This window comes from Pseudomonas lundensis (genome assembly GCF_001042985.1).
GTDB lineage: Bacteria > Pseudomonadota > Gammaproteobacteria > Pseudomonadales > Pseudomonadaceae > Aquipseudomonas > Aquipseudomonas lundensis.
In genome coordinates, this window is the sequence record NZ_JYKY01000035.1 from 1 (window position 1) to 24,208 (window position 24,208).

The 24,208-nt window shown below is 54.9% G+C and carries 23 protein-coding genes; 15 read left to right on the top strand and 8 right to left on the bottom strand.

All coding sequences use genetic code 11. From position 1 onward, the window contains the following. From TU74_RS20595 to TU74_RS20650, 12 genes are all read left to right on the top strand, one after another. A partial coding sequence (locus TU74_RS20595; RefSeq protein ID WP_048375663.1) for an IS3 family transposase occupies window positions 1-404 on the top strand: 404 nt, incomplete at its 5' end. Between the two features lie 45 nt (window positions 405-449). After that, window positions 450-1,592: a hypothetical protein gene (locus TU74_RS20600; RefSeq protein ID WP_157315202.1), complete on the top strand. Its 1,143-nt coding sequence runs from the start codon at window positions 450-452 to the stop codon at window positions 1,590-1,592. A 1-nt stretch (window position 1,593) separates the two neighbouring features. After that, complete coding sequence (locus tag TU74_RS20605; protein ID WP_048377520.1) at window positions 1,594-2,652, top strand: glycosyltransferase family 4 protein; 1,059 nt, start codon at window positions 1,594-1,596, stop codon at window positions 2,650-2,652. Continuing rightward, window positions 2,645-3,769 (top strand): GDP-mannose 4,6-dehydratase, encoded by a 1,125-nt coding sequence (gmd, locus tag TU74_RS20610; RefSeq protein ID WP_047280429.1) that lies wholly within the window; start codon window positions 2,645-2,647, stop codon window positions 3,767-3,769. Before TU74_RS20605 ends, gmd begins: the two co-directional genes overlap by 8 nt. A 3-nt stretch (window positions 3,770-3,772) precedes the next feature. Then, window positions 3,773-4,747: a GDP-L-fucose synthase gene (gene fcl, locus TU74_RS20615; RefSeq protein WP_048377521.1), complete on the top strand. Its 975-nt coding sequence runs from the start codon at window positions 3,773-3,775 to the stop codon at window positions 4,745-4,747. Continuing rightward, window positions 4,707-5,222, top strand: coding sequence for a GDP-mannose mannosyl hydrolase (locus tag TU74_RS20620; protein ID WP_277620544.1), 516 nt, complete (start codon window positions 4,707-4,709; stop codon window positions 5,220-5,222). Before fcl ends, TU74_RS20620 begins: the two co-directional genes overlap by 41 nt. Before the next feature lie 19 nt (window positions 5,223-5,241). Next, window positions 5,242-6,657, top strand: a complete 1,416-nt coding sequence (locus TU74_RS20625; protein ID WP_048377522.1) for a mannose-1-phosphate guanylyltransferase/mannose-6-phosphate isomerase — start codon at window positions 5,242-5,244, stop codon at window positions 6,655-6,657. 4 nt (window positions 6,658-6,661) lie between these two features. Then, a complete protein-coding gene (locus TU74_RS20630; protein WP_048377523.1) occupies window positions 6,662-7,411 on the top strand; it encodes a glycosyltransferase family 2 protein in 750 nt (249 codons plus the stop codon). Between the two features lie 5 nt (window positions 7,412-7,416). Further along, window positions 7,417-8,385 carry an NAD-dependent epimerase/dehydratase family protein gene (locus tag TU74_RS20635; RefSeq protein WP_048377541.1) on the top strand — a complete coding sequence of 323 codons (969 nt, stop codon included), beginning with the start codon at window positions 7,417-7,419 and terminating at the stop codon, window positions 8,383-8,385. Between the two features lie 42 nt (window positions 8,386-8,427). Then, on the top strand, window positions 8,428-9,444 hold the full coding sequence (locus tag TU74_RS20640; protein ID WP_082149914.1) for an MraY family glycosyltransferase: 1,017 nt from the start codon (window positions 8,428-8,430) through the stop codon (window positions 9,442-9,444). A 75-nt stretch (window positions 9,445-9,519) separates the two neighbouring features. Further along, a complete protein-coding gene (locus TU74_RS20645) occupies window positions 9,520-11,517 on the top strand; it encodes a polysaccharide biosynthesis protein (protein ID WP_048377525.1) in 1,998 nt (665 codons plus the stop codon). A 109-nt stretch (window positions 11,518-11,626) separates the two neighbouring features. After that, window positions 11,627-11,959, top strand: coding sequence for a ComEA family DNA-binding protein (locus TU74_RS20650; protein WP_048377526.1), 333 nt, complete (start codon window positions 11,627-11,629; stop codon window positions 11,957-11,959). A 57-nt stretch (window positions 11,960-12,016) separates the two neighbouring features. Here the strand turns inward: TU74_RS20650 and TU74_RS20655 are convergent, their stop codons facing one another. Both TU74_RS20655 and TU74_RS23760 read right to left on the bottom strand, forming a co-directional pair. After that, complete coding sequence (locus tag TU74_RS20655) at window positions 12,017-12,565, bottom strand: TetR/AcrR family transcriptional regulator (RefSeq protein ID WP_048377527.1); 549 nt, start codon at window positions 12,563-12,565, stop codon at window positions 12,017-12,019. 133 nt (window positions 12,566-12,698) lie between these two features. After that, entirely contained in the window at window positions 12,699-12,866 is a 168-nt protein-coding gene (locus tag TU74_RS23760; protein ID WP_070414737.1) for a DUF2897 family protein, read from the bottom strand. 230 nt (window positions 12,867-13,096) lie between these two features. Here TU74_RS23760 and pyrF point away from each other — a divergent pair, with 230 nt between their 5' ends. Then, complete coding sequence (gene pyrF, locus TU74_RS20660) at window positions 13,097-13,795, top strand: orotidine-5'-phosphate decarboxylase (RefSeq protein ID WP_047277690.1); 699 nt, start codon at window positions 13,097-13,099, stop codon at window positions 13,793-13,795. 84 nt (window positions 13,796-13,879) lie between these two features. On the opposite strand, the gene TU74_RS20665 is transcribed toward pyrF, so the two are convergent. Next, window positions 13,880-14,884, bottom strand: coding sequence for an NADP-dependent oxidoreductase (locus tag TU74_RS20665; RefSeq protein ID WP_048377528.1), 1,005 nt, complete (start codon window positions 14,882-14,884; stop codon window positions 13,880-13,882). Window positions 14,885-15,055: 171 nt separating this feature from the next. Between TU74_RS20665 and TU74_RS20670 the strand changes: the two genes are divergently transcribed. Then, window positions 15,056-15,817 carry an SDR family oxidoreductase gene (locus TU74_RS20670; protein ID WP_048377529.1) on the top strand — a complete coding sequence of 254 codons (762 nt, stop codon included), beginning with the start codon at window positions 15,056-15,058 and terminating at the stop codon, window positions 15,815-15,817. A 53-nt stretch (window positions 15,818-15,870) separates the two neighbouring features. Here the strand turns inward: TU74_RS20670 and TU74_RS20675 are convergent, their stop codons facing one another. Next, window positions 15,871-17,061 (bottom strand): benzoate/H(+) symporter BenE family transporter, encoded by a 1,191-nt coding sequence (locus TU74_RS20675; protein WP_048377530.1) that lies wholly within the window; start codon window positions 17,059-17,061, stop codon window positions 15,871-15,873. Between the two features lie 228 nt (window positions 17,062-17,289). Here TU74_RS20675 and TU74_RS20680 point away from each other — a divergent pair, with 228 nt between their 5' ends. Continuing rightward, on the top strand, window positions 17,290-18,057 hold the full coding sequence (locus TU74_RS20680; protein WP_047275278.1) for a GntR family transcriptional regulator: 768 nt from the start codon (window positions 17,290-17,292) through the stop codon (window positions 18,055-18,057). Between the two features lie 116 nt (window positions 18,058-18,173). On the opposite strand, the gene guaD is transcribed toward TU74_RS20680, so the two are convergent. The 4 genes from guaD to xdhA are packed head-to-tail and all read right to left on the bottom strand — an operon-like array spanning window position 18,174 to window position 24,132. Next, window positions 18,174-19,472 carry a guanine deaminase gene (gene guaD, locus TU74_RS20685; protein WP_048377531.1) on the bottom strand — a complete coding sequence of 433 codons (1,299 nt, stop codon included), beginning with the start codon at window positions 19,470-19,472 and terminating at the stop codon, window positions 18,174-18,176. Between the two features lie 8 nt (window positions 19,473-19,480). Beyond that, window positions 19,481-20,323, bottom strand: coding sequence for a xanthine dehydrogenase accessory protein XdhC (gene xdhC / locus TU74_RS20690; RefSeq protein WP_048377542.1), 843 nt, complete (start codon window positions 20,321-20,323; stop codon window positions 19,481-19,483). Then, window positions 20,316-22,685, bottom strand: coding sequence for a xanthine dehydrogenase molybdopterin binding subunit (xdhB, locus tag TU74_RS20695; RefSeq protein ID WP_048377532.1), 2,370 nt, complete (start codon window positions 22,683-22,685; stop codon window positions 20,316-20,318). The genes xdhC and xdhB overlap by 8 nt, the downstream gene beginning before the upstream one ends. After that, on the bottom strand, window positions 22,678-24,132 hold the full coding sequence (gene xdhA, locus TU74_RS20700; protein ID WP_048377533.1) for a xanthine dehydrogenase small subunit: 1,455 nt from the start codon (window positions 24,130-24,132) through the stop codon (window positions 22,678-22,680). The genes xdhB and xdhA overlap by 8 nt, the downstream gene beginning before the upstream one ends. Window positions 24,133-24,208 lie beyond the last annotated feature (76 nt).

A 24,208-nucleotide genomic window follows, 5' to 3' on the forward strand; every position in this document is an offset into this window, starting at 1 on the left:
TTGGTTGGTCAATGAAGTCGCAGATGACCAGCGACGTAGCCATTGATGCACTGCTGATGGCGGTTTGGAGACGTAAGCCGAAGCAAGAGGTGATGATCCACTCGGATCAAGGCAGTCAGTACAGCAGTTCGGACTGGCGAAGCTTCTTGAAAGCTAACAACCTGGTGGCCAGCATGAGTCGTCGAGGTAACTGCCACGACAACGCTGTGGCGGAGAGCTTTTTCCAGTTGCTAAAGCGGGAACGGATCAAGCGTAAAATCTACACTACACGCCAGGATGCTCGGGATGATGTGTTCGATTACATCGAGATGTTTTACAACCCAAAACGACGCCACAGTTTCAACAATCAGCTGTCACCGGTAGAGTTTGAAAAGCGTTACGCAGCGAGCCTGGAGAGTGTCTAGAAAACCCGGGGCGATTCACCTTGAGTTGATAGTGAGGAGAGGGGGGTGATAAAAATCAATAAAACTTTTTTGTTTGTTTTTTTGCTTACAAATATTCCTTTTCTATATGCGTATTTTTACAATGATCCTAACGGACTTGTAAGTGTTGATTTCTCATTAAGTGAAGCTATTGTTTTACATGTTTTGTGTACTGTTTTTTTTCTTGCTGGATACTTTTTTACCTTCTTGGTTTCTCGAAAAAGTTATGTTAATAGATGCTACACTTTAAGAGGTCCGGTATTTGTTGTTTTGATGTCGCTGAGTGTTCTTGGAGTTTTTACTTCGATCTGGCAGATTCAGCAAACCCTGCCAATTATGGATTATTTTTCCTCCATGCTAACTGGTCAGGCTGGCGCTGAAGGTAGAGATGCATATCTGTTGGATAGTCGTAGTGGAGGTTTGCCGGGTTATATTAAGATATTTAATAACGCACCGTTAGCTGTTTTTCTGTTCGCATGTGCAGCGGTTAACTATTTGAATTTAGATCAGGCCTCAATGAGGCAAATGAAACGGTTATTGTTTTTTTCATTCTTTTTTGTAGTATTTAAGACCTTCTTGTCTCTGGATAGAATTACTATATTGGCTCTGATGCTGTGTTACTTTGATTATGGCGCTAGGAAAGGTTTTACTTTCAAGCAAGTTTCTGTTTTGTTTTTTTTGTTGGTTATAGCAAATATACTTTCCATGAGTCGAATGCAGGGGTATAGCGTTTTTGATTTTGTATTTATGTATATGAAGCTAGGGCTTATAAATTTGCAATTACTGTTGCAAGTCGATTATGACTATACTTTTGGTTTTCAAACAATTTTTCATTTTCTAACATATGTTTGGCCCGGCGTAAACGATTCATTGGGTATTGAGTTTCAAGATTATAAGTGGTTTTGGAATCCGGCATTATATTTCGCTTCTTATGGGTATCTGGATTTTGGGTATTTTGTGTTGCTGTTATATGCCTTTTTAGGAGCTTTAAGTGCTTTCTTTGATACGGGGGTTAAACGCAATAATAGCAAGGTCCTGATTTCACTCTATTTTGTATTTTTGTATGCGGTTGCCTCTTTGTTTACAGTTCCTGTCATTCGTGGTGTTGAGTTTGTCTTAGCAGTTTTGTTGGCCTCATTTTTTGCTATTTTTCTAGTTAAGAAGGTGTAATTTGATTCTCATAGACGGCATTGTGTTTTCACTTCAACGCTCTGGTGGTATATCTGCTTGTTTTAAGGAATTGATAGGATTCCTGATTTCGGATGATGTGAAATTCAAATTTTTATCGTATGGAGGGAATGACATGTTTGATGTGTCATGCATTCCTGAGTTTCAGCAGGTTGCCTCTAAATCCCCTTATTATCTACGGCGTTTAGAGCGCTATATGGATCAGCCTGTCTCTGAAGATATAAAGATATTTCACTCAAGTTATTATAGACTCCCTAAGAATAAAAAAATCAAGACAGTCACTACAGTGCATGACTTCACCTACGAGCATTTTGAGGTCGGAGCTAGGCGCATAGTACATACCTTTCAAAAGCGTCGTGCTATTTTAAATAGTGATATTGTCATATGCATATCTGAAAACACTAAGAATGACTTGTATGAATTCATACCTGAGGCCCGAGGGAAAGATGTTCGAGTTATCTATAATGGGGTTTCTCCTAACTATAGAATCCTTAATTGCGTAGATGAGCCTTCCACAGCGTTTGTGCTGTTTGTAGGAGCGCGCTCTGGGTATAAAAATTTCTCATGCTTAGTGGCTTCTCTGGAACATTTGCCCCAATATCGTTTGGTGTGTGTGGGAGGGGGGGCGTTTAAGCAACAGGAATTGGCACAGCTAGATGCCTTAATTCCGGGCAGATATAAGCATGAAAGCTATTTGACTAATGAACAATTGAATAAACTTTATAATCAAGCTTTCTGCCTTGTTTACCCCTCTTTATATGAGGGGTTTGGTATACCTGCTTTAGAGGCAATGAGGGCGGGTTGCCCTGTGGTAGCCGCTGCGTTCTCATCTTTGCCTGAGATATGTGCTGATGCCGCAATACTATTGGCTGAGGTTTTGCCAGAGACCATTAAAGGTGCTATAGAATCACTCGAAGATAAATTGCTTAGAGAGTCGTATATCCTTAAGGGTTTAAAAAATTCATCCAGATTTTCATGGGAAAAAAACGCCCAGGAAATCATTGGTATTTACAAAGAGTTGTGTGGAGAAGCACGTGAGTAAAAAAATAGCGTTGATCACAGGTGTCACAGGCCAGGACGGTTCTTATCTGGCGGAGTTTCTGCTGGAAAAAGGTTATGAAGTTCACGGTATCAAACGCCGGGCTTCGTCCTTTAACACGCAACGTGTGGACCACATCTATCAAGATCCGCATGTCGATAATCAGAATTTTGTTCTTCATTATGGCGATTTGACGGACTCTTCAAACCTAACCCGTATCATTCAGGAAGTTCAGCCTGATGAAGTCTACAACCTGGGTGCTCAATCCCACGTTGCGGTCAGTTTCGAGTCACCTGAATACACGGCTGACGTCGATGCGATGGGGACCCTACGGATTCTCGAAGCTATTCGCCTGTTAGGACTTGAAAAAAAGACCAGGTTTTATCAAGCATCGACGTCTGAGCTTTATGGGTTGGTGCAGGAAATTCCTCAGAAGGAAACGACGCCTTTTTATCCTCGCTCGCCTTACGCAGTCGCGAAAATGTACGCCTACTGGATCACGGTTAACTACCGTGAGGCTTATGGCATGTACGCCTGTAACGGCATTTTGTTTAACCATGAATCCCCACGTCGTGGTGAAACGTTTGTGACCCGTAAGATTACCCGTGCCTTGGCCAATATTTCACAAGGCTTGGAGTCCTGTGTCTTCTTGGGCAACATGGACGCGTTGCGTGACTGGGGTCATGCAAAAGACTACGTGCGCATGCAGTGGATGATGCTGCAACAGGAACAGCCTGAAGATTTTGTGATCGCGACCGGCGTGCAATATTCGGTGCGTGAATTCGTCCGCTGGTCGGCCGCTGAGTTGGGCATTACCTTGCGTTTTGAAGGTACCGGTGTTGAAGAAATCGGTGTGGTCGAATCCATCGATGGCGCATTGGCTCCTGCCCTCAACGTGGGTGATGTCGTGGTGCGTGTCGATCCGCGTTACTTCCGTCCCGCTGAAGTTGAGACGTTGCTGGGCGATCCGACCAAGGCCAAGACCAAGTTGGGCTGGACACCGGAAATCACTGTGCAAGAAATGTGCGCCGAAATGGTGCGTGAAGACCTTAAAGTCGCTCAGCGCCACGCCTTGCTGAAGCAGCACGGGCATGATGTCCCTGTCGCCACGGAGAACTGATCTGTGTCCCGGGATCTTAATGAAGCAGTACTGGTAGTCGGGTATCGCGGAATGGTCGGTTCGGCCATTGTGCGGCGTTTGCGGGATCTGGGTTATCAGAATGTTTTGACTGTTGGCCGTGAAGATTTGGATTTACTGGATCAGCAAGCGGTCAAGGCTTACTTCAACGCTCATCAGATTGATCAGGTGTATTTGGCAGCTGCGAAAGTGGGTGGTATTCACGCGAATAACACGTATCCCGCAGATTTTATTTACGACAATCTGATGATTCAGGCGAATGTCATTGAGGCCGCTCATCGCGCAGGCGTACAGAAGTTACTGTTCCTCGGATCTTCGTGCATTTACCCCAAGCACGCTGAGCAACCAATGACCGAGCAGGCGTTGCTCACAGGCACTCTGGAACCGACAAACGAACCGTATGCCATTGCCAAGATTGCCGGTATCAAACTGTGTGAGAGTTACAACCGTCAACACGGTCGTGATTACCGAAGTGTGATGCCTACCAATCTGTATGGCCCGCATGACAATTATCACCCGGATAACAGTCACGTCATCCCTGCTTTGTTGCGCCGCTTTCATGATGCTGTTGCGCAAGGTACAGAGGAAGTCGTGATCTGGGGCAGTGGGCAACCGATGCGTGAGTTTCTCCATGTTGATGACATGGCTGCTGCCAGTGTTCATGTCATGGAGCTGGATGCTGATATTTACCAGGCCAATACCCAGCCAATGCTGTCGCACATTAATGTGGGTACCGGCATTGATTGCACCATTCGTGAGCTGGCAGAAACGATCGCCAAGGTTACCGGGTTTGCGGGGACACTGACGTTTGATGCCAGCAAGCCTGATGGCGCACCCCGCAAGTTGATGGATGTATCACGCTTGCGCTCTATGGGTTGGGCGGCAAGTATTGATCTGGAGACGGGTCTGGCAAATGCCTATGAGTGGTTTGTTGCTCACCGGCAAGCGGTGCGAGGCTGATATGTATTTGGAGCATGACACCTTCAAAACGGTTGTCGACTCCACATGCCTGGTTTCTATCGATCTGGTCATCACGCGTAGCGACGGTCGAGTTCTGCTTGGCCGTCGAGTCAATCGACCGGCGCAGGGTTATTGGTTTGTTCCGGGCGGCCGAGTCTTCAAAAATGAGTCACTGGATACGGCATTCTCACGTTTGACGGCACTTGAGCTTGGTACCTCTTTTGAACGCACTAAGAGTGCTTTTTTAGGTGTTTACGAGCATTTTTATGACAACAGTGTGTTTGACGCTCAACCGGTGCAAGTCAGTACTCACTACGTCGTCATGGCGCATCATGTGAACCTGGCGGAGTCGGTGGAGTTAAACCTGCCTTCTGATCAGCATGCGGCCTATGTGTGGTGGACGCTTGACGAAATAAAAGACAGCCCACTTGTTCACCATTACACTCGTGCCTATTTGGCCGCGTTGACCCAGTAAGAATCAAAGGATGATTTCGATGTTTGTTCCAGTAATTATGGCGGGTGGTTCGGGCACCCGTTTGTGGCCACTGTCCAGGCAGTTGAACCCCAAGCAATTCCTGCCGCTTGTTGATGCTGATTCCACCATGCTTCAGGCTACGCTCAAGCGTCTTGAGGGATTGGATCAATCGATGCCTGTGCTGATTTGCAATGAGCACCATCGTTTTCTTGCGGCAGAACAGCTTCGGCAAGTCGGCATGGAACAGGCCACCATCATTCTTGAGCCAGTAGGCCGTAATACGGCGCCTGCGATTGCCCTGGCTGCGATGCAGGCTACGCGTGACGGCGCTGACCCGATTATGTTGGTGCTGGCTGCAGACCATCTGATTAAAGATGTAGCAGCGTTTCAGGCAAGTGTCCTCATCGCCTTGAATCTTGCACAGACGGGTAAGTTAGTGACCTTTGGGATCACGCCTACACACCCGGAAACCGGTTATGGCTATTTGCAAATGGGGAAAAGCGTAGGTGAGGGCGGTTTCGAAGTCAGCCAGTTCGTCGAAAAACCGGATCTGAGCACAGCCCAGGCGTACTTGGCAGACGGCGGGTATTACTGGAACAGCGGCATGTTTATGTTCCGCGCAAGCCGCTACCTTCAAGAGCTTGAGGTGTTCCAGCCTGATATTTTGGCTGCTTGCCGCGCGTCTCTTGAGCAAGGCCAAACGGACATGTTTTTCACCCGCGTGAACAGTGACATCTTTGGGGCTTGCCCGGATGATTCGATTGATTATGCGGTGATGGAGAAGACGGCGCATGCTGTCATGGTGCCACTTGACGCGGGTTGGAGTGATATCGGTTCATGGTCTGCACTCTGGGAGGCTGGCGAGAAATCAGCTGACGGCAATGTCATCAAAGGTGATGTGCTCTCAGAAAACACAACTGGGAGTTACGTTCACGCTACTCATCGATTAGTCACAACGGTGGGTATAGAGAACATGATTGTTGTTGAAACCAAAGATGCAGTGTTGGTTGCTCATAAAGATCATGTACAAGACGTCAAGAAAATTGTCGATCAATTGAAGAGTTCCAAGCGCCACGAACAGGTCAATCACCGCGAGGTGTACCGCCCTTGGGGTGTTTACGATTCAATCGATAACGGTGAGCGGTATCAGGTCAAGCGGATAACGGTCAAACCCGGCGAAAAGCTCTCTGTTCAAATGCACCACCATCGCGCAGAACACTGGATTGTCGTGAGTGGCACGGCGAGCGTCACCAATGGTGATAAAACGTATCTTGTGACCGAAAATCAGTCTACCTACATTCCGATAGGGCAAATTCACGCGTTGGAGAATCCTGGCATGATCCCGCTTGAATTGATTGAGGTTCAGTCGGGTTCGTACTTGGGTGAGGACGATATTGTCCGCTTCGAAGATATCTATGGTCGTGTGAAGGGTTGATGCGTTGAAAATTTCCATTGTTACCGTTTGCTATAACAGCGCTGCCACGATCCGCGATACGCTGGAGTCCGTACTGTCACAGACTTACAACAATATTGAATATATTGTTGTTGATGGGGCTTCTAAGGATTCCACGCTCGACATTGTGAATGAGTACGCAGGCCGGATATCGACAATTGTCAGTGAACCTGACAAAGGTATTTACGATGCCATGAATAAAGGCGTCAACCTGGCAACGGGCGACTTTGTCGGAATTTTGAATTCGGATGACATTTTCGCCAGTGCAACGACGATCGAAAAGCTTGTTGAGTTTTTGCTTGCCAACCCCGGTTGTGACGCATCTTATGCGGATTTGGTATTTGTTGAACGCGATAATACGGATTCGGTAACCCGTAGATACTCGTCAAAGGGTTTCTCGCCCTGGAAGGTGCGCTTTGGCTTCATGGTGCCTCATCCGACGTTTTATGCCCGCAAAAAGCTGTTTGAGCAGTATGGTGTTTACAAGTTGGGCTACCGAGTGTCAGCCGATTTTGAATTAATGGCGCGCTTTATTACCCGCAGTATCAACTTGCAACGCCATGATGCAGTGATGGTAAAAATGCGGGAAGGGGGTATCAGCACAACAGGATTCTGGTGGAAGGTTCATCAAAACATGGAGATTGTACGTGCCTGTAAAGAAAACGGGATCTATACCAATATTTTCATGGTTGCAATGAAGATTCCTTTCAAGCTCGCCAGTTATATCTTCAAGTGAAGCCGATGAAAACCCTATTGTTAACCGGAGCAACTGGTTTTGTAGGCTCTGCTTTATTGACGCATCTCTGTGCACATACTCAGTATGAGGTGCGCGTTGCTACCCGGTCTGAGCCTGCTGCAGATTTGGCACAAGCGTTCAAAACATTCAACGTAGGCGATTTTTCATCCAGCCCAGACTGGGGGGAAGCACTCGCAGGTGTCGACTGCGTCGTTCATATGGCGGGGCGTGCGCATGTGATGGCACGCGAAAAAGATGCACTCTCACTCTTTCGTAGAGCGAATACGGATGCAACCCTCGAACTGGCTCGCCACGCGATTGAAAAGGGTGTTCAGCGATTCGTTTTCATCAGCTCAATAGGGGTTAATGGCGCCTATACACCGTCAACGGCGTTTGATGAAACCTGTCCGGCGAATCCCCATGCCGATTACGCGATTTCTAAATGTGAGGCTGAAGAAAGCCTGAAGGCGTTGTGTGATTCGCATGCCATGGAGCTAGTCATTATTCGGCCTCCATTGGTGTATGCATCCCATGCACCAGGCAATTTTCAACGCTTGCTAAAGCTGGCTTCAACGGGTGTGCCTCTTCCATTTGGAGGCGTGCGTAATAGCCGAAGCATGATCGCATTGGAGAATCTGGTTGATTTCATTTCGCTTTGTATGGTCCATCCACGGGCTGCAAATGAACTTTTTCTCGTCAGTGATGGCATAGATATCTCAACGCCTGACTTGGTCCGGTGCATCGGCCGCGGTATGGGGCGCCGGATTGTGATGTTGACGATTCCGGACCCGATGATGCGCCTCATGGCTTCATGCATCGGCAAGCAGAATCTGTACACACAGTTGTGTCGCTCATTGACGGTTAATTCCACCAAGGCCCGTCAACTTTTGGGGTGGATTCCTCCCGTTACCACTGAGCATGCACTGGTCCAGGCAGGTCGTGAGTACATTAACGCCAGATCAATTCGATCGTGAAATGAAAGGACAGGGGCAGTGCTTTATGGAGTGTTGTAAATGATGTGGGTACTTTTATTGGTTGCAGGTTTGGCTGCATTGCTTTTGACGGGTGCGCTAAGGCGCTACGCCTTGGCCAACAGCTTGATTGACACTCCCAATGCTCGTAGTTCGCATACTGTCCCTACGCCTCGCGGTGGGGGCGTAGCCATTGTCATCAGTTTTTGTGTAATGCTCCCTGTGTTCGCCTATCTGGGCGTGATTGATGGGGCCATGACGTTGGCGCTGCTGGGGGCTGGCACTGGCATCGCAGTGCTGGGTTTTCTGGATGACCACGGCCATATTGCTGCACGCTGGCGGTTATTGGGGCATGTGCTAGGTTCTGTGTGGGCCCTGTTCTGGCTCGGGGGCTTACCTGCAGTGACAGTCTTCGGGGCAAGCATTGACCTTGTCTGGTTAGGGCATATCGGTGCCGTTTTATACCTGGTGTGGATGCTTAATCTCTATAACTTCATGGACGGTATAGACGGGCTTGCCAGTGTCGAAGCCATCACGGCGTGTTTGAGTATCGTGCTCATTTACAGCCTGTGTGGTTTTGCTGATTTGATCTGGGCGCCTGCTTTATTGGCAGTCACTGTGGCAGGTTTCTTGTGCTGGAACTTTCCGCCGGCCAAAATTTTCATGGGCGATGCCGGTAGCGGCTTCCTCGGCATAACCCTCGGTATTCTGTCGCTGCAGGCCTCATGGGTATCGTTTAACCTGTTTTGGGCGTGGATTATCTTACTGGGCGTTTTTATTGTTGATGCCACGTTTACCTTGATTCGACGCTTGGTTCGCGGTGACAAAGTGTATGAGGCGCATCGCAGCCATGGTTACCAATTTGCCTCGCGTCGCTTCGGCAAACATCTGCCGGTGACCTTGGCCGTGGCAGTGATCAATGTGTGTTGGCTACTGCCCATTGCGCTATGTGTCACCTTGTTGGGGCTAGATGGTCTGTTGGGTGTGCTGCTGGCGTATTTGCCTTTGATTTTGTTGGCGGTCAAGTTTCAGGCCGGTCAGCTGGAAGTTGCCAAGCATTAACGTGTGTGGGCGGACCTGTTCAGGTTAAAGCTTTTTGTAATCCGTTTTACGCGGTTAACGGTGGTAGAGGAACTTATGGATAAACTTCGGTCTTACTTGCTAGCTTTACCGCGGCGTTATAAACGTGTTTTACAGATAGGCACAGATGTAGTACTGGTCTGGCTTGCACTCTTGCTGGCATTTCTCGTGCGCCTGGGCGTCGACGATATGATCAATCCGGTCAAGCTGCACTTTTGGCTTTTTGTCGCTGCGCCGCTCGTAGCCATCCCCCTGTTCATCCGCTTCGGCATGTACCGAGCCGTGATGCGTTATTTCGGTAACGACGCACTCATCGCCATTATCAAAGCGGTCAGTCTTTCTTCTTTAATATTGGCCGTCGTCGTGTATTGGTACAGCAATCACAACAATGTCGTCCCGCGTTCGATCATTTTCAACTATTGGTGGCTGAGTCTGATCATGCTCGGGGGCTTGCGTCTGGGCATGCGTCAATATTTTCTCGGTGACTGGTTCGCTGCTGCTCAGCATGTGCCCTTTACCAGCCGTGATGACGGTCTGCCGCGTGTTGCCATTTATGGCGCAGGCGCTGCCGGTAATCAGTTGGTCGCGGCGTTGCGTATGGGGCGGGTCATGCGGCCTGTGGCGTTCATCGATGATGACGAGAGCATTGCCGATCGGGTGATTTCAGGGTTGCAGGTGTTCAAGCCTGATCATATTCAGCAGATGATTGATCGCACCGGCGCACAAGAGCTGCTGCTGGCGATTCCTTCTTCTTCCCGTGGGCGACGCCGCGAGATTCTCGGCCTGCTTGAAGGGTTCCCGCTGCACGTACGCAGTGTTCCCGGCTTCATGGATTTGGCCAGTGGCCGGGTGAAGGTTGACGATATTCAGGAAGTGGATATCGCTGACTTGCTCGGAAGAGACGCGGTGCCGGCCCAGGGCGAGCTGCTTGAGCATTGCATCAAAGACCAGAGCGTCCTGGTTACGGGCGCAGGCGGTTCCATCGGTTCCGAGCTGTGCCGTCAGATTCTGGCTTTGCGCCCGACCACGTTGCTGTTGTTTGAACACAGTGAGTTCAACCTTTACAGCATCTTGTCGGAGCTTGAGCAGCGGGTTAATCGCGAATCGCTTTCGGTCAGGGTGTTGCCGATTCTCGGGTCTGTACGCAACCAGTCGAAATTGCTGGATGTGATGCGGACCTGGAATGTGGACACGGTTTATCACGCGGCGGCGTACAAACATGTGCCGATGGTCGAGCACAATATCGCCGAAGGTGTGCTGAACAATGTCATCGGTACGTTAAACACGGCTCAGGCGGCGTTGCAGGCTGGCGTGGCTAACTTTGTACTGATCTCGACCGATAAAGCCGTGCGGCCGACCAATGTGATGGGTAGCACCAAGCGTCTGGCGGAAATGACATTGCAGGCTTTGAGCCGGGAAGTGGCTCCGGTGTTGTTCGGCGACAAAGCCAATGTGTCACACGTCAATAAAACCCGCTTTACGATGGTGCGCTTTGGCAATGTACTGGGCTCTTCGGGGTCTGTGATTCCGTTGTTTCACAAGCAGATCAAAGCCGGTGGGCCTTTGACCGTCACTCACCCGAAAATAACCCGCTATTTCATGACCATCCCCGAGGCCGCGCAGTTGGTTATTCAGGCGGGCTCCATGGGGCAGGGCGGTGATGTGTTTGTGCTCGACATGGGCGAGCCGGTACGCATCGTGGAACTGGCGGAGAAGATGATCCATTTGTCCGGCCTGAGCATCCGTTCTGACAAGAACCTGCATGGCGACATCGAGATTGAATTCACCGGCCTGCGCCCCGGTGAAAAGCTATACGAGGAATTGCTGATAGGCGACAACGTGGTTGCGACTCAGCATCCGATGATCATGAGTGCCAACGAAGACATGTTGTCGTGGGAAGAGCTGAAGCATCGATTGTCCAGTTTGCTGGAAGCTGTCGATAACGATGATTACACCCGCGTTCGTCAGTTGTTGCGCGATACCGTCAGCGGTTATGCCCCAGAGGGTGAGATCGTGGACTGGATCTACCAGCAGCGTCGTTCTGAGCCTTCTTGAGGACATACTCTGCAATTGACACATTTTTGACACTCGCAAGCCATCGTCTAGGTTTTGGAGACAGCTCAGGAAAGCTGTTTCCATTTAACGATGTATTGGAGTGTCAATTATGCGTATCACCCTTGTTCCTTCGTTTGTCATGGCTGTCTTGTTGGGCTTTTCAGGTGCTGTTGTGGCTAACACTGCCCCGGCATCGCCAGCACCCGTGGTGTCTGAAGCCGTGATTAGCCCTGACGCCCAAGTCGTGACGATCAATTTGAACACCGCTGATGAAGCCACCCTGCAGCGTGAATTGTTGGGCGTCGGGGCTGCCAAAGCCAAGGCGATCGTGGCTTACCGCGAAGCCAACGGTGATTTCGCGTCAACGGATGAGTTGATGGAGGTCAAGGGCATTGGTAAGGCGATATTCGAGAAAAACCGGGACAAAGTGGCGATTAACTAAGCGATCCCGTTGAATGAAAAAGGCCAGTCATTGACTGGCCTTTTTGCAGGTTGGGGGTCAGGCCGACTTGCCTGAGGCTTTCAACGCGAGGATTTTCCCGCGAAGCGCTTCGCTCTGCGCACCGCGCGCGAGTACGAGTGCTCCCACCAACGCGGCAAACAACACAATGCTTTGATCTTCGGCATCTGGCCCTTGAAGTTCGGCCTGGATTTGTTTGAGGCGAGCGTTGATGACGTTGTCGGTGATGGCACTGCGGTTGCCGTTCTGCGCCATCTCAACCGACATGGTCGGCAGTGGGCAGCCTTCATGGGGGGAGGAGAGGTGCCAGTCGGACAAATACGTATCGATGAAGGTATGCAGCGCGCTCGGGCCGTTGAAGAGTTCAGCGCAGCGTCCATCGACTTCCTGCGCCGCGTGCTGAAGGGCTTTGTCGACCAGCTCATCCTTGGAGGCGAAGTGGGCGTAGAAGCCGCCATGGGTCAGTCCCAATGCCTTCATAAGAGGTTGCAACCCCGTGGCGCCTATGCCGTCACGTCGAAAGCGTGTGGACGCTTCCTCAATGATGCGCTGATGGGTTTGGGCCTTATGGTGTTGGGAGTACCTCATGACGGCTGTCTCTTGATTTCAAACAGCCATCATATGCGTCAGTGCGTGAGCAGCGCACTGGGATATTCATCCAAACGCGTGTAGGCAATTGGCTATGAGAGCGCACGACTCATCCCTTGCGGCGGCCGGGACGTCAGTTGTCTTTCGACTCCTTGGCGTCCATTTCGGCGTTGCGCTGCGCCACGCGTTGACGCTGTTCGTCAGTGAGTTCGACTTTGTTGGCGGTGTCACGCAGGGTCATGAGGCCGCCCACGATGGCGCCAATTGCAACAATGAGAATTAACCAGGCATACCACGGCATAAGACTCTCCTTGAATGATCGTTCATCCGGGCTTCGGGGGCCCGGCGAGTGGCGTTATGTAGCTGTGAGTGCTCGCAGCCGTCAGTGGTTCAATTGTAGGCTGCTTGTGCCGCGACGCCTGTTTATTGTTCGGCACCGACTAATAGGGTGAATTTACAATCATCGGGTGCCGGTGAGCGGTAGGTTCCGCTACAATGCGCGCCGATTTCGACCAGCCTGAGAACCCGCTAATGTCCGATTGCCAGACTCCTATTATCGTCGCCCTGGATTTCCCTACGCGTGACGCCGCATTGAAACTGGCCGATCAGTTGGACCCCGCGCTGTGCCGCGTGAAAGTGGGCAAAGAGTTGTTCACCAGTTGTGCCTCGGAAATCGTCGGGACACTGCGTGACAAAGGTTTCGACGTTTTTCTGGACCTTAAATTTCATGACATTCCAAACACCACGGCGATGGCTGTCAAAGCGGCTGCCGAGATGGGCGTGTGGATGGTCAACGTTCATTGCTCGGGCGGCATGCGCATGATGGCGGCGTGCCGTGAGGTGCTGGACAAGCGCTCCGGGCCGCAACCCTTGCTGATTGGTGTCACCGTGTTGACCAGCATGGAGCGCGAAGACCTTGCAGGTATCGGTTTGGACATCGAACCCCAAGAGCAAGTGCTGCGCCTGGCAGCCCTGGCACAAAAAGCCGGGATGGACGGTCTGGTGTGTTCTGCGCTGGAAGCCCAGGCTTTGAAAGCCGCACACCCTTCGTTGCAACTGGTGACGCCGGGGATTCGTCCTGCGGGCAGTGCGCTGGATGATCAGCGTCGCATCCTGACGCCGCGTCAGGCTCTGGAGGCTGGTTCGGATTACCTGGTTATCGGGCGTCCCATCAGCCAGGCCGCAGATCCTGCCAAGGCGTTGGCCGCGGTGGTCGCAGAGTTGGCGTAAGCGCTGACGCTGCCTTGCAGGTGTCGATGCCTTCGCAATGAACGTATCGACACCTGTGCGGCTTAAGACTGTTGACGAGCGCGTTTAGACTTTCAACACCAGCTTGCCGAAGTTTGCGCTGTTGAACAGTTTCATCAGCGTCTGCGGGAAGGTTTCCAGCCCGTCGACAATGTCCTCCTTGCTTTTCACTTGGCCCTTGGCCAGCCATCCCGCCATTTCTTGCCCGGCCGCTGCATAGCGATCGGCGTAGTCCATTACCACAAAGCCTTCCATGCGTGCGCGATTCACCAGCAACGACAAGTAATTGGCCGGGCCTTTCACAGCCTCTTTGTTGTTGTACTGGCTGATGGCACCGCAAATCACCACCCGCGCCTTGACGTTCAGACGACTCAGCACGGCATCGAGAATGTCGCCGCCCACGTTGTCGAAAAACACGTCAACCCCATTAGGGCATTCACGTTTAAGGCCGGCGATCACGTCTTCGTTTTTGTAGTCAATGGCGCCGTCAAAGCCCAGCTCGTCGGTCAGGTAGGTGCACTTCTCTTGACCGCCTGCAATCCCGACCACGCGGCAACCTTTGAGTTTGGCGATTTGCCCGGCAATGCTGCCGACTGCACCGGCCGCACCGGAGATCACCACGGTGTCTCCGGTTTTGGGCGCGCCGACTTCGAGCAAGGCAAAGTAGGCGGTCATGCCAGTCATGCCCAGCGCGGACAAATACACCGGCAGCGGCACCAGTGTCGGATCAACTGTGTAGAAGCCGCGAGGTGCGCCGAGGAAATAATCCTGCACGCCCAGTGCGCCATTCACGTAGTCGCCCACCTTGAAGTCGGGATGCCGGGAGGCGATGACCTTACCCACACCCAGCGCGCGCATGACCTCGCCCAAGGCCACCGGTGGAATGTAGGACTTGCCTTCATTCATCCAGCCCCGCATGGCCGGATCGAGGGACAGGTATTCATTTTTAACCAGCACCTGCCCTTCGGCGGGTTGGCCCACCGGCACTTGCTGATAGGTAAAGGTGTCACGTGTGGCTGCACCGACTGGGCGTTTTGCGAGCAGGAACTGGCGGTTGGTCAAATCGGTCATGGCACAGACTCTTTAAAAGGCAAAGGGTGTTGATAGACGTTATGCGGTCGGACATCAAGTGAATGCGTATTCACGAATGGTTTTTCATCAGTGGTGATGATGGTAGTGGGCAGGGTTTTATCACTGGGATAAATAAAAGAATGACTGTCTGGGCTGAGGAGGATAAAAACAATGAGCATGACGTTTGCAGGGCGTGTGGCGGTCGTGACCGGTGCCGGGGCAGGCATAGGGCGCGCCACCGCGTTGGCGTTTGCCGAACAGGGCCTGACGGTGGTGGTCTCCGACGTGGATGTCGCGGGCGGCGAAGCGACGGTCCGGCAAATTGAGACGGCCGGGGGGACAGCGGTTTTTGTGCGGTGCGACGTCACGCAGGAAGCCGATGTCCAGCACCTGATGGAGCAGACGATCAGTGCGTTCGGGCGTCTGGATTATGCCTTTAACAATGCCGGGATCGAAATTGAGCACGGACGCCTGGCAGACGGCACGCTGGACATGTTCGACGCGATCATGGCGGTCAACGTTAAAGGCGTGTGGCTGTGCATGAAATATCAGTTACCGCTGATGGTGGCGCAGGGAGGTGGTGTCATCGTCAACGCCGCTTCTGTCGCCGGGTTGGGGGCAGCGCCGAAGATGAGTATTTATGCGGCGTCCAAGCACGCGGTCATCGGGCTGACCAAATCCGCAGCGATTGAGTATGCGAAGAAAAAAGTCCGCGTGAACGCGGTGTGCCCGGCGGTGATCGACACCGATATGTTTCGCCGTGCCTATGAGGCCGACCCGCGCAAGGCCGACTATGCTGCGGCGGTGCACCCGGTCGGGCGGATTGGCACTGTGGAGGAGGTCGCCAGTGCCGTGTTGTACCTGTGCTCTGAGGGCGCCGCGTTCATCACCGGGCATGCGCTGGCAGTGGATGGCGGAGCAATGGCGATCTGATCGCCCCCGAGCGTGTAGCCGCAAACCTGCGGCTACACGGTTGCAGAGGCCGGTTATTTACCCTTCCAGCTCAGAATCATTAAAGTCAGCACGCCCGCCACAATCCCCCAGAAGGCCGAGCCCACCGAGAACAGCGTCATGCCAGACGCCGTGACCATGAACGTTACCAACGCGGCCTCGCGTTCTTTGGATTCGTTCATGGCGATGGTCAGGCCGTTCATGATTGAGCCGAACAGCGCCAACGCCGCAATCGACAGCACCAGTTCTTTGGGAAAGGCCGCGAACAGGCCGGCCAGTGTTGCCCCGAAAATCCCCGCAATCCCGTAAAAAATGCCGCACCACACGGCTGCGGTGTAACGCTTGTTCGGGTCTTCGTGGGCGTGCGGCCCGGTGCAAATGGCAGCGCTAATGGCAGCCAGGTTGATGCCGTGGGAGCCAAACGGTGCCAGCAGCAGTGATGCCACCCCGGTGGTGGTGATTAGCGGGGAGGCGGGCACGGTGTAGCCGTCTGCGCGCAACACCGCCACCCCCGGCATATTTTGCGAGGTCATGGCCACGACAAACAGGGGGATGCCGATGCTGATCGTGGCGGCGAGCGAGAAGGACGGCGTGGTCCATTCCGGTACCGCCACCTCAAGGGCGAAACCGTTGAAGTCCAGCAGCCCCATCCACCCTGAAATCAGCGTCCCGATCAACAATGCGCCAAGCACCGCGTACCGCGGGGCCAAACGCTTGACGATCAGGTAGGTGAAAAACATGCCCAACACCAGCCCGGTTTGGTGCTGGGCGGCGACGAAGATTTCACTGCAAATCTTGAACAGAATCCCGGCCAGCAGGGCGGAGGCCAGTGAGGCCGGGATGCGTTTGACCAGACGCTCAAAACTGCCAGTCACGCCGCACATGATCACCAGCACCGCGCACGTGATGTACCCGCCGATCGCCTCGGGGTAACTGACACCGCCCAGGCTGGTAATCAGCAAGGCAGCGCCGGGGGTAGACCAGGCAATGGTGATCGGAGTGCGGTAGCGCAGCGACAGGCCGATGCTGCAGATTGCCATGCCGATCGACAGCGCCCAGATCCATGAGGAAATTTGCCCACTGGTCAGGCCGGCCGCCTGACCCGCCTGAAACATCAGCACCAGCGTGCTGGTGTAGCCGGTCATCATCGCGATGAAACCGGCCACCACGGCGCTAGGCGAACTGTCTGCCAAAGGGCGTAAACGCAGAGGGGTGGCGTCAGTCATCAAACGGTATTCCTTATTCTTTAAAAGGATGGAGCAGGGCGTCAGCCTAAACGCAAAAGTTACACTTCATTGCAATACAGCCGTGACTGCAAACAGCCGTACAGTCGTACTGGCAATCTGGGTTGTGTACAATGCGCGCTGTTTTTTAGTATTAATTCATTACCAGCGGTGCCCGTTTACCGACTAACGTAAACCCTCTTACGCCGCCGCTATCCCACACGAGACCTCATGAACGAACAGTTGCAGCCCCTCAAGAAACCCACCCGCACTGGCAAGGCCGGTCGCAGCGGCACTCAGGACGATATTGTCTACGCGCATATTTTTGAGGCCATCCTCGAACAGCGATTGGCGCCGGGCACCAAGCTGAGTGAAGAAGCGCTGGGTGAAATTTTTGGGGTGAGCCGCACCATCATTCGCCGTGCATTGTCGCGTCTGGCCCATGAAGGTGTGGTGTTGTTGCGCCCCAACCGCGGTGCCGTGGTGGCCAGCCCCAGCATTGACGAAGCGCGGCAGGTGTTTTTTGCCCGGCGTCTGGTTGAGAAAGCCATCACCGAACTGGCCGTCGAGCACGCCACTGCCGAAGACCTTGCCGACTTGCGCAAGATGGTCCAGGACGAGCGCGACAGTTTCTCGCGCGGGGATCGCGGCGCGGGGATTCGGCTGTCGGGCGAGTTTCACCTCAAGCTGGCCGAAGCGGCAAAAAATGCCCCGCTGATCAGCTTTCAACGCAGCCTGGTGTCCCAGACCTCGCTGATCATTGCGCAGTATGAGAGCGGCAACCGTTCCCACTGTTCTTATGACGAGCACATGCAACTGATCGACGCGATTGAAGCGCGTAACGGCGAGCTGGCCGTGAGCCTGATGATGCACCACATGGATCACATCGACAGCAAACTCAACCTCGACGAAGAAAGCGCCTCGGACGATTTGCACGCTGTGTTTTCGCATTTGCTGCAAACCAAAGGCAAACCGGCACGTCCCTCGGCCAAGCTGTAACGGGGTGCGTGCCGGCGGTGGTCGGGCGCCAGCGTCCGTAAACCCTGGCCCCGATATCCCAAACACATGACGGACCACTTCGCCCTGCGCGTCAGCGACGTCGCAGGGCGAGTCTGTCAGCGCTGGTGCACCTTGTTGCCCGCCGCGAAGGTCTGCTGAACGGTGCGGTCGTCGCCTAATGTCATCAGCACAAACAAGGTTTCCGCGATGCTCTTGGATTGCTTGAGGCGATAGCTGAGCAACGGGGTCGCGTTGTAGTCCAGCACCACAAAGTCCGCGTCAGTGCCCGGTTGCAGGGTGCCGATGCGGTCTTCCAGGCGCAGTGCCCGCGCGCCGCCCAAGGTCGCCAGGTACAACGATTTGAACGGGTTCAGGCGCAGCCCTTGCAGTTGCATGACTTTGTAGGCTTCGTTCAGGGTGTTGAGCAGCGAGAAGCTGGTGCCGGCGCCCACGTCCGTGCCCAGCCCTACGTTAAGGTTGTGCTTCTCAGCCATGGGCAGGTTGAACAGACCGCTGCCGAGGAACAGGTTTGAGGTTGGACAGAAGGCCACGGCCGAGCCGGTTTCGGCCAGACGTGCGCACTCGTCATCACACAGGTACACGCCATGGGCAAATACCGAGCGTTCACCCAGCAGTTGGTAATGGTCATACACGTCCAGATAGCCTTTGCGTTCAGGGAACAGGGACTTCACCCACTCAATTTCCTGAAGGTTCTCGCTGATATGGGTGTGCAAGTACAGGTCCGGGTATTCGCCCAACAACTTGCCGGCCAACGTCAGTTGCTCCGGGGTGCTGGTGGGGGCGAAGCGCGGGGTGACGGCGTAATGCAGGCGCCCTTTGCCATGCCAGCGCTCGATCAGTGCTTTGCTCTCGCTGTAGCCGGTTTCTGCGGTGTCTGTCAGATAGTCCGGTGCATTGCGATCCATCATCACTTTGCCCGCGATCAGGCGCAGGTCCAGGCGCTGTGCCGCTTCAAACAGAGCATCCACGGACTGCGGATGCACACTGCCAAAGACCAGCGCTGTCGTCGTGCCGTTGCGCAGCAGTTCCTTGAGGAAGACCTCTGCGACTTCTTGCGCGTGGCCTTTGTCGGCGAACTGGCTTTCACACGGGAAGGTGTATGTGTTGAGCCAGTCAAGGAGCTGTTCGCCGTAGGAGCCGATCATGCCGGTCTGCGGGAAATGGATGTGCGTGTCGATGAAACCCGGTGTGATCAGCGCGTCGCTGTACGTGGTCACTTCGACGTCTGACGGTAAGGACGCCAGTAAGTCGCAGGCGTTGCCCAGGGCTTTGATCTGACCGTTTTCAACGATCAGCAAGCCGTCTTCGAAGTATTCATAAGAGGCATCGATCCCGACCTGCGCCGGGTCGGCGATGCTGTGCAGGAGGGCGGCGCGGTAGGCTTTACAAGTCATCATGTTTCTCAGTTCGTGGCCTGGCTGCGTCGTGAGGACGGCAGCAGTTGTTTAATGGGTTCAACGCTGGCACTCGGTTGGCCGAAGTGGGCGTTGTAGGTGGCGATAATTTCGCCGGCGATGGAGATGGCGATTTCAATCGGCAGTTTGCCTTTGACTTCGCTCAACCCCATGGGGCAGCGCATGCGCTGCAAATGGGGGGCGCTGATGCCTCGCGCACGCAGGCGATGCTCGAACTTCATGCGTTTGGTGCGAGAACCAATCAAGCCGAAGTAGCCAAAGTCGTTGCGCGTGAGCAAAGCTGCACTGAGTTCCAGGTCCAGGGCGTGATTATGCGTCATGACGATGCAGTAGCAACCCGCGGGCAGCCCTTTGATTTCATCCACGGGCTCATCGGTAACGATTTTTTGCACGCCTGCCGGGATCAGTGCCGGAAATTCCTGTTCGCGTTCATCGATCCAGCGGATGCGGCACGGCAGGTCGGCCAATAATGGCACCAGCGCCCGGGCCACATGCCCGGCGCCAAACACGGCGATTTGCGCTTGCACCTGGCCCATCGGCTCAAACAACAGCACGGCGACGCCGCCGCAACATTGCCCGAGGCTGGCGCCGAGGTTGAAGCGTTGCAGATCGGGCGCCTGCTTGCCGTTGGCCAGCATGTCGCGGGCGATCTGCATGGCCTTGTATTCCAGATGGCCGCCGCCGATGGTGTCAAAGGTCTGTGTGGCGCTGATGACCATCTTCGACCCGGCGTTACGCGGCGTGGAGCCCTGTTCTTCGATGAGGGTGACCAGCACGCAGGGTTCTCCCTGACGCTGCAGGTCGGCGAGGGCGTTGATCCAGTTATGCATGGCGTTCACCGTGCTGGCGCATTTGCTCGCAGCCCCACAGCACGCGCTCGGGGGTGGCAGGTGCGTCGATTGCGGGCTGCACGCGGTAGTCCGCCAGGCTCGCCACGGCATCTTTGATCGCGCACCACGCGGCAATGCCGAGCATAAAGGGCGGCTCGCCCACGGCCTTGGAATGGAACACGGTGTCTTCGGGGTTTTTGCGGTTTTCCACCAGCTTTACCCGCAGATCCAGTGGCATGTCGGCGACTGCGGGGATTTTGTAGCTGGCGGGGCCGTTGGTCAGCAACTTGCCTTTGGCGTTCCACACCAGTTCTTCCATGGTCAGCCAGCCCGCGCCTTGAAGGTAGCCGCCTTCGACCTGCCCGATGTCGATGGCCGGGTTCAGGGAAGCGCCGACGTCATGCAGGATGTCGGTGCGCAACATTTTGTACTCGCCGGTCAGCGTATCGACGATCACTTCGGCGCAGGCCGCGCCAAATGCGAAATAGTAAAACGGACGGCCCCGGGCCTGACTGCGGTCGTAGTAGATTTTCGGGGTCTTGTAGTAACCCGTGCTCGACAGGGACACCTGCCCGAAATACGCCTGCTGGATCAGGGTCTCGAAACTCAGTAACAGGTCGCCTGCTCGCACCTGGCCGTTGTGAAACTGCACGGCCTGTTCACTGACCGCATATTTTTCGGCGGCAAAGGCAATCAGCCGTTGCTTGATGATTTCGGCAGCGTTCTGCGCGGCCTTGCCGTTCAGGTCTGCCCCGCTGGAGGCCGCCGTGGGCGAGGTGTTGGGCACTTTGTCAGTGTTGGTGGCGGTGATCTGCACGCGGCTGATGTCCACCTGGAAGACTTCGGCCACCACTTGCGCGACCTTGATATTCAACCCCTGGCCCATCTCGGTGCCGCCATGGTTGAGGTGGATGCTGCCGTCGGTGTAAATGTGGATCAGCGCGCCCGCCTGATTGAGAAAGCTCGCGGTAAAGGAAATACCGAATTTGACCGGTGTCAGCGCCAGGCCTTTTTTCAGGATCGGGCTGTTGGCGTTGAACGCCCGAATCGCCTCGCGCCGCTCGGCGTATTGACTGCTGGCTTCGAGGTCGGCGGTCATTTCTTCCAGCAGGTTGTGCTCCACGGTCTGGTAGTAGTGGGTCACGTTGCGATCGGTCTTGCCGTAGTAGTTGGCCTTGCGCACGGCCAGCGGGTCGAGCCCCAGATGGCGGGCGATGTGGTCCATGACCTGTTCGATGGCCACCATGCCTTGCGGGCCGCCGAACCCCCGGTACGCGGTATTGGAAGCCGTGTTGGTTTTGCAGCGATGACCACGGATGGTGGCATCGCCCAGGTAGTAAGCGTTGTCGGCGTGGAACATGGCGCGGTCGACAATCGAGGCGGACAAGTCAGGGGAATAGCCGCAGTTGCCCGCCAGGTCCAGTTCAATGCCTTGCAAGCGCCCGCTGGCGTCGAAGCCCACATCGTATTCGACGTAAAACGGGTGGCGCTTGCCGGTCATGTGCATGTCTTCGACCCGCGGCAGGCGCATCTTGGCCGGTTGCCCGGTGAGGCGCGCGACCACGGCGCACAGGCACGCAGGACTGGCGGCCTGCGTTTCCTTGCCACCGAAGCCGCCGCCCATGCGGCGCATGTCGACCACGATGTTGTTCATTGGTACGTCAAGCACCAGCGCCACCAGTTTCTGGATTTCGGTGGGGTTTTGGGTTGAGCAGTACACGATCATGCCGCCGTCTTCGGTGGGCATGACCGAAGAGATTTGGGTTTCCAGGTAGAAGTGTTCCTGCCCCCCGATATGCAGCGTGCCTTTAAGTCGATGGTCGGCGTGGGCCAGCGCCGTGGCCGAGTCACCGCGCTGATGGGTGTGGCTGTCGAGGACAAAGTGTTGATTGCGCAAGGCCTGCACCACGTCGAGCACCGGTTCCAGGTCCTCGTATTCGATGATGGCGGCCATCGCGGCGTTGCGTGCGGTCTCCAGGTCGCAGGCGGCCACGGCCAACACGGGCTGGCCGACAAACTCCACGGTGTCGATGGCCAGCAGCGGGTCGCCGGGCAGCAGCGGGCCGATGTCTTTCAGGCCGGGGATGTCTTCATGGGTTATGACCAGTCGCACGCCGTCAAAGGCGTAGCAGGGCGTGGTGTCGATGCTGAGGATTTTGGCGTGAGCCCGATCCGACAGGCGCGCGTAGAGATGCAACTGGTTGGGGTACTCCAGCCGGTCGTCAATGTATTGGGCTTCGCCGGACACATGCTTTTCGGCGCTGTCGTGTTTGACGCTGCGGCCTACGCCGGTTGTCAGGTCTTGCGCGAACAGGGCGGTGAGTTCGGCCTGGGACAGCTCGGTCTTGTGATGGTTAGACATACGCTGTCACCCGCGTGTCGAAAGTTGGGGTTTGCAGTTCGAGGGCGTACTTGCGCAGCAGGTTTTGCGCGGTCAGCAAGCGGTATTCCTTGCTGGCGCGAAAATCCGACAGCGGTGTGAAGTCTTCGGCCAGTGCCCGGCAGGCGCGTTCGACGCTGGCGCTGTCAAAAGGGTTGCCAATCAGCACGGTTTCGCAGGCCGAGGCGCGCTTTGGGGTAGCAGCCATGCCGCCGAACGCAATCCGCGCGGCGGTGACGATGCCGTTATCGAGGGTCAGGTTGAAGGCGGCGCACACGGCGCTGATGTCGTCGTCCAGCCGTTTTGACACTTTATAGGCGCGCAAGGCGCGGGCTGCGGTGGCGCGTGGCAGGACGATTTTCTCGATGAATTCGCCTTCCTGTCGGGCGGTCACCCGGTAATCAATGAAGTAATCCTCAAGTGGCAGGCTGCGGCAGGTGTTGCCCTTGCGCAGCACGAGGCTGGCCCCCAGGGCGATCAGCAAGGGCGGCGTGTCGCCAATCGGGGAGGCGTTGCCAATGTTGCCGCCCAGCGTGCCCTGATTGCGGATTTGCAACGAGGCGAAGCGTTGCAGTAATTCGCCGAAGTCCGGGTATTGGGCATTGAGGACGGAGTAGGCGTCGGTGAGGGTCACGGCCGCACCGATCTCGATGCGGTCTTCAATGAATTCAATGCGCTTCATTTCGGCCACGTGGCCCACGTAGATCATCACCGGCAGCGGGCGATGCAATTGCGTGACCTCCAGCGCCAGGTCGGTGCCGCCGGCCAACAGCCGCGCTTGCGGGCACGCCTCATACAGGTCGGCCAGGTCGCTGAGGGTCAGGGGCAGCAGGCAGCGTTTGTCGCCGCTGTTGAGTTCACCGGTCTGCTGGGGGGCGATGGCATTGAGTGCGGCCAGGGTGGCCTGCTCGCGTGCATCAAATTGGTCACCCCCCTGCACCGAACAGGCGCGTTCGGCGGCTGCCAGAATCGGCCGATACCCGGTGCAGCGGCACAGATTGCCCGCCAGCGCTTCATGGGTCTGATGGGCGTCGGGTGCGGTGCTGTTCTTTTGCAGCGCAAACAGCGACATCACAAACCCGGGCGTGCAGAACCCGCACTGCGAGCCGTGGCACTCGACCATGGCGCGCTGCACGCTGTGCAATTGGCCTTGATGCTTGAGGTCTTCCACGCTGATCAATTGCTTGCCGTGCAGGGCCGACACAAAGGTCAGGCAGGCATTGAGGCTGCGATAGCGCAGGCGTTGCTGGCCCTGCGGGTCGGTCTGGATTTCGCCCACGACCACCGTGCAGGCGCCGCAGTCGCCACTGGCGCAGCCTTCCTTGGTTCCGGGTTTATGCAGGTGCTCGCGCAGGTAATTGAGCACGGTCATGTTCGGGTCCAGCGCGTGCTCGGTACGCAGCGTCTGGTTGAGTAGGAACTGGATCACGGAAGGCCTCGCAAAATCATTATTGTTATCGAGCGGGATGGGCTGAATTTAGTCATAACTGACTCGCGGGTCAAGA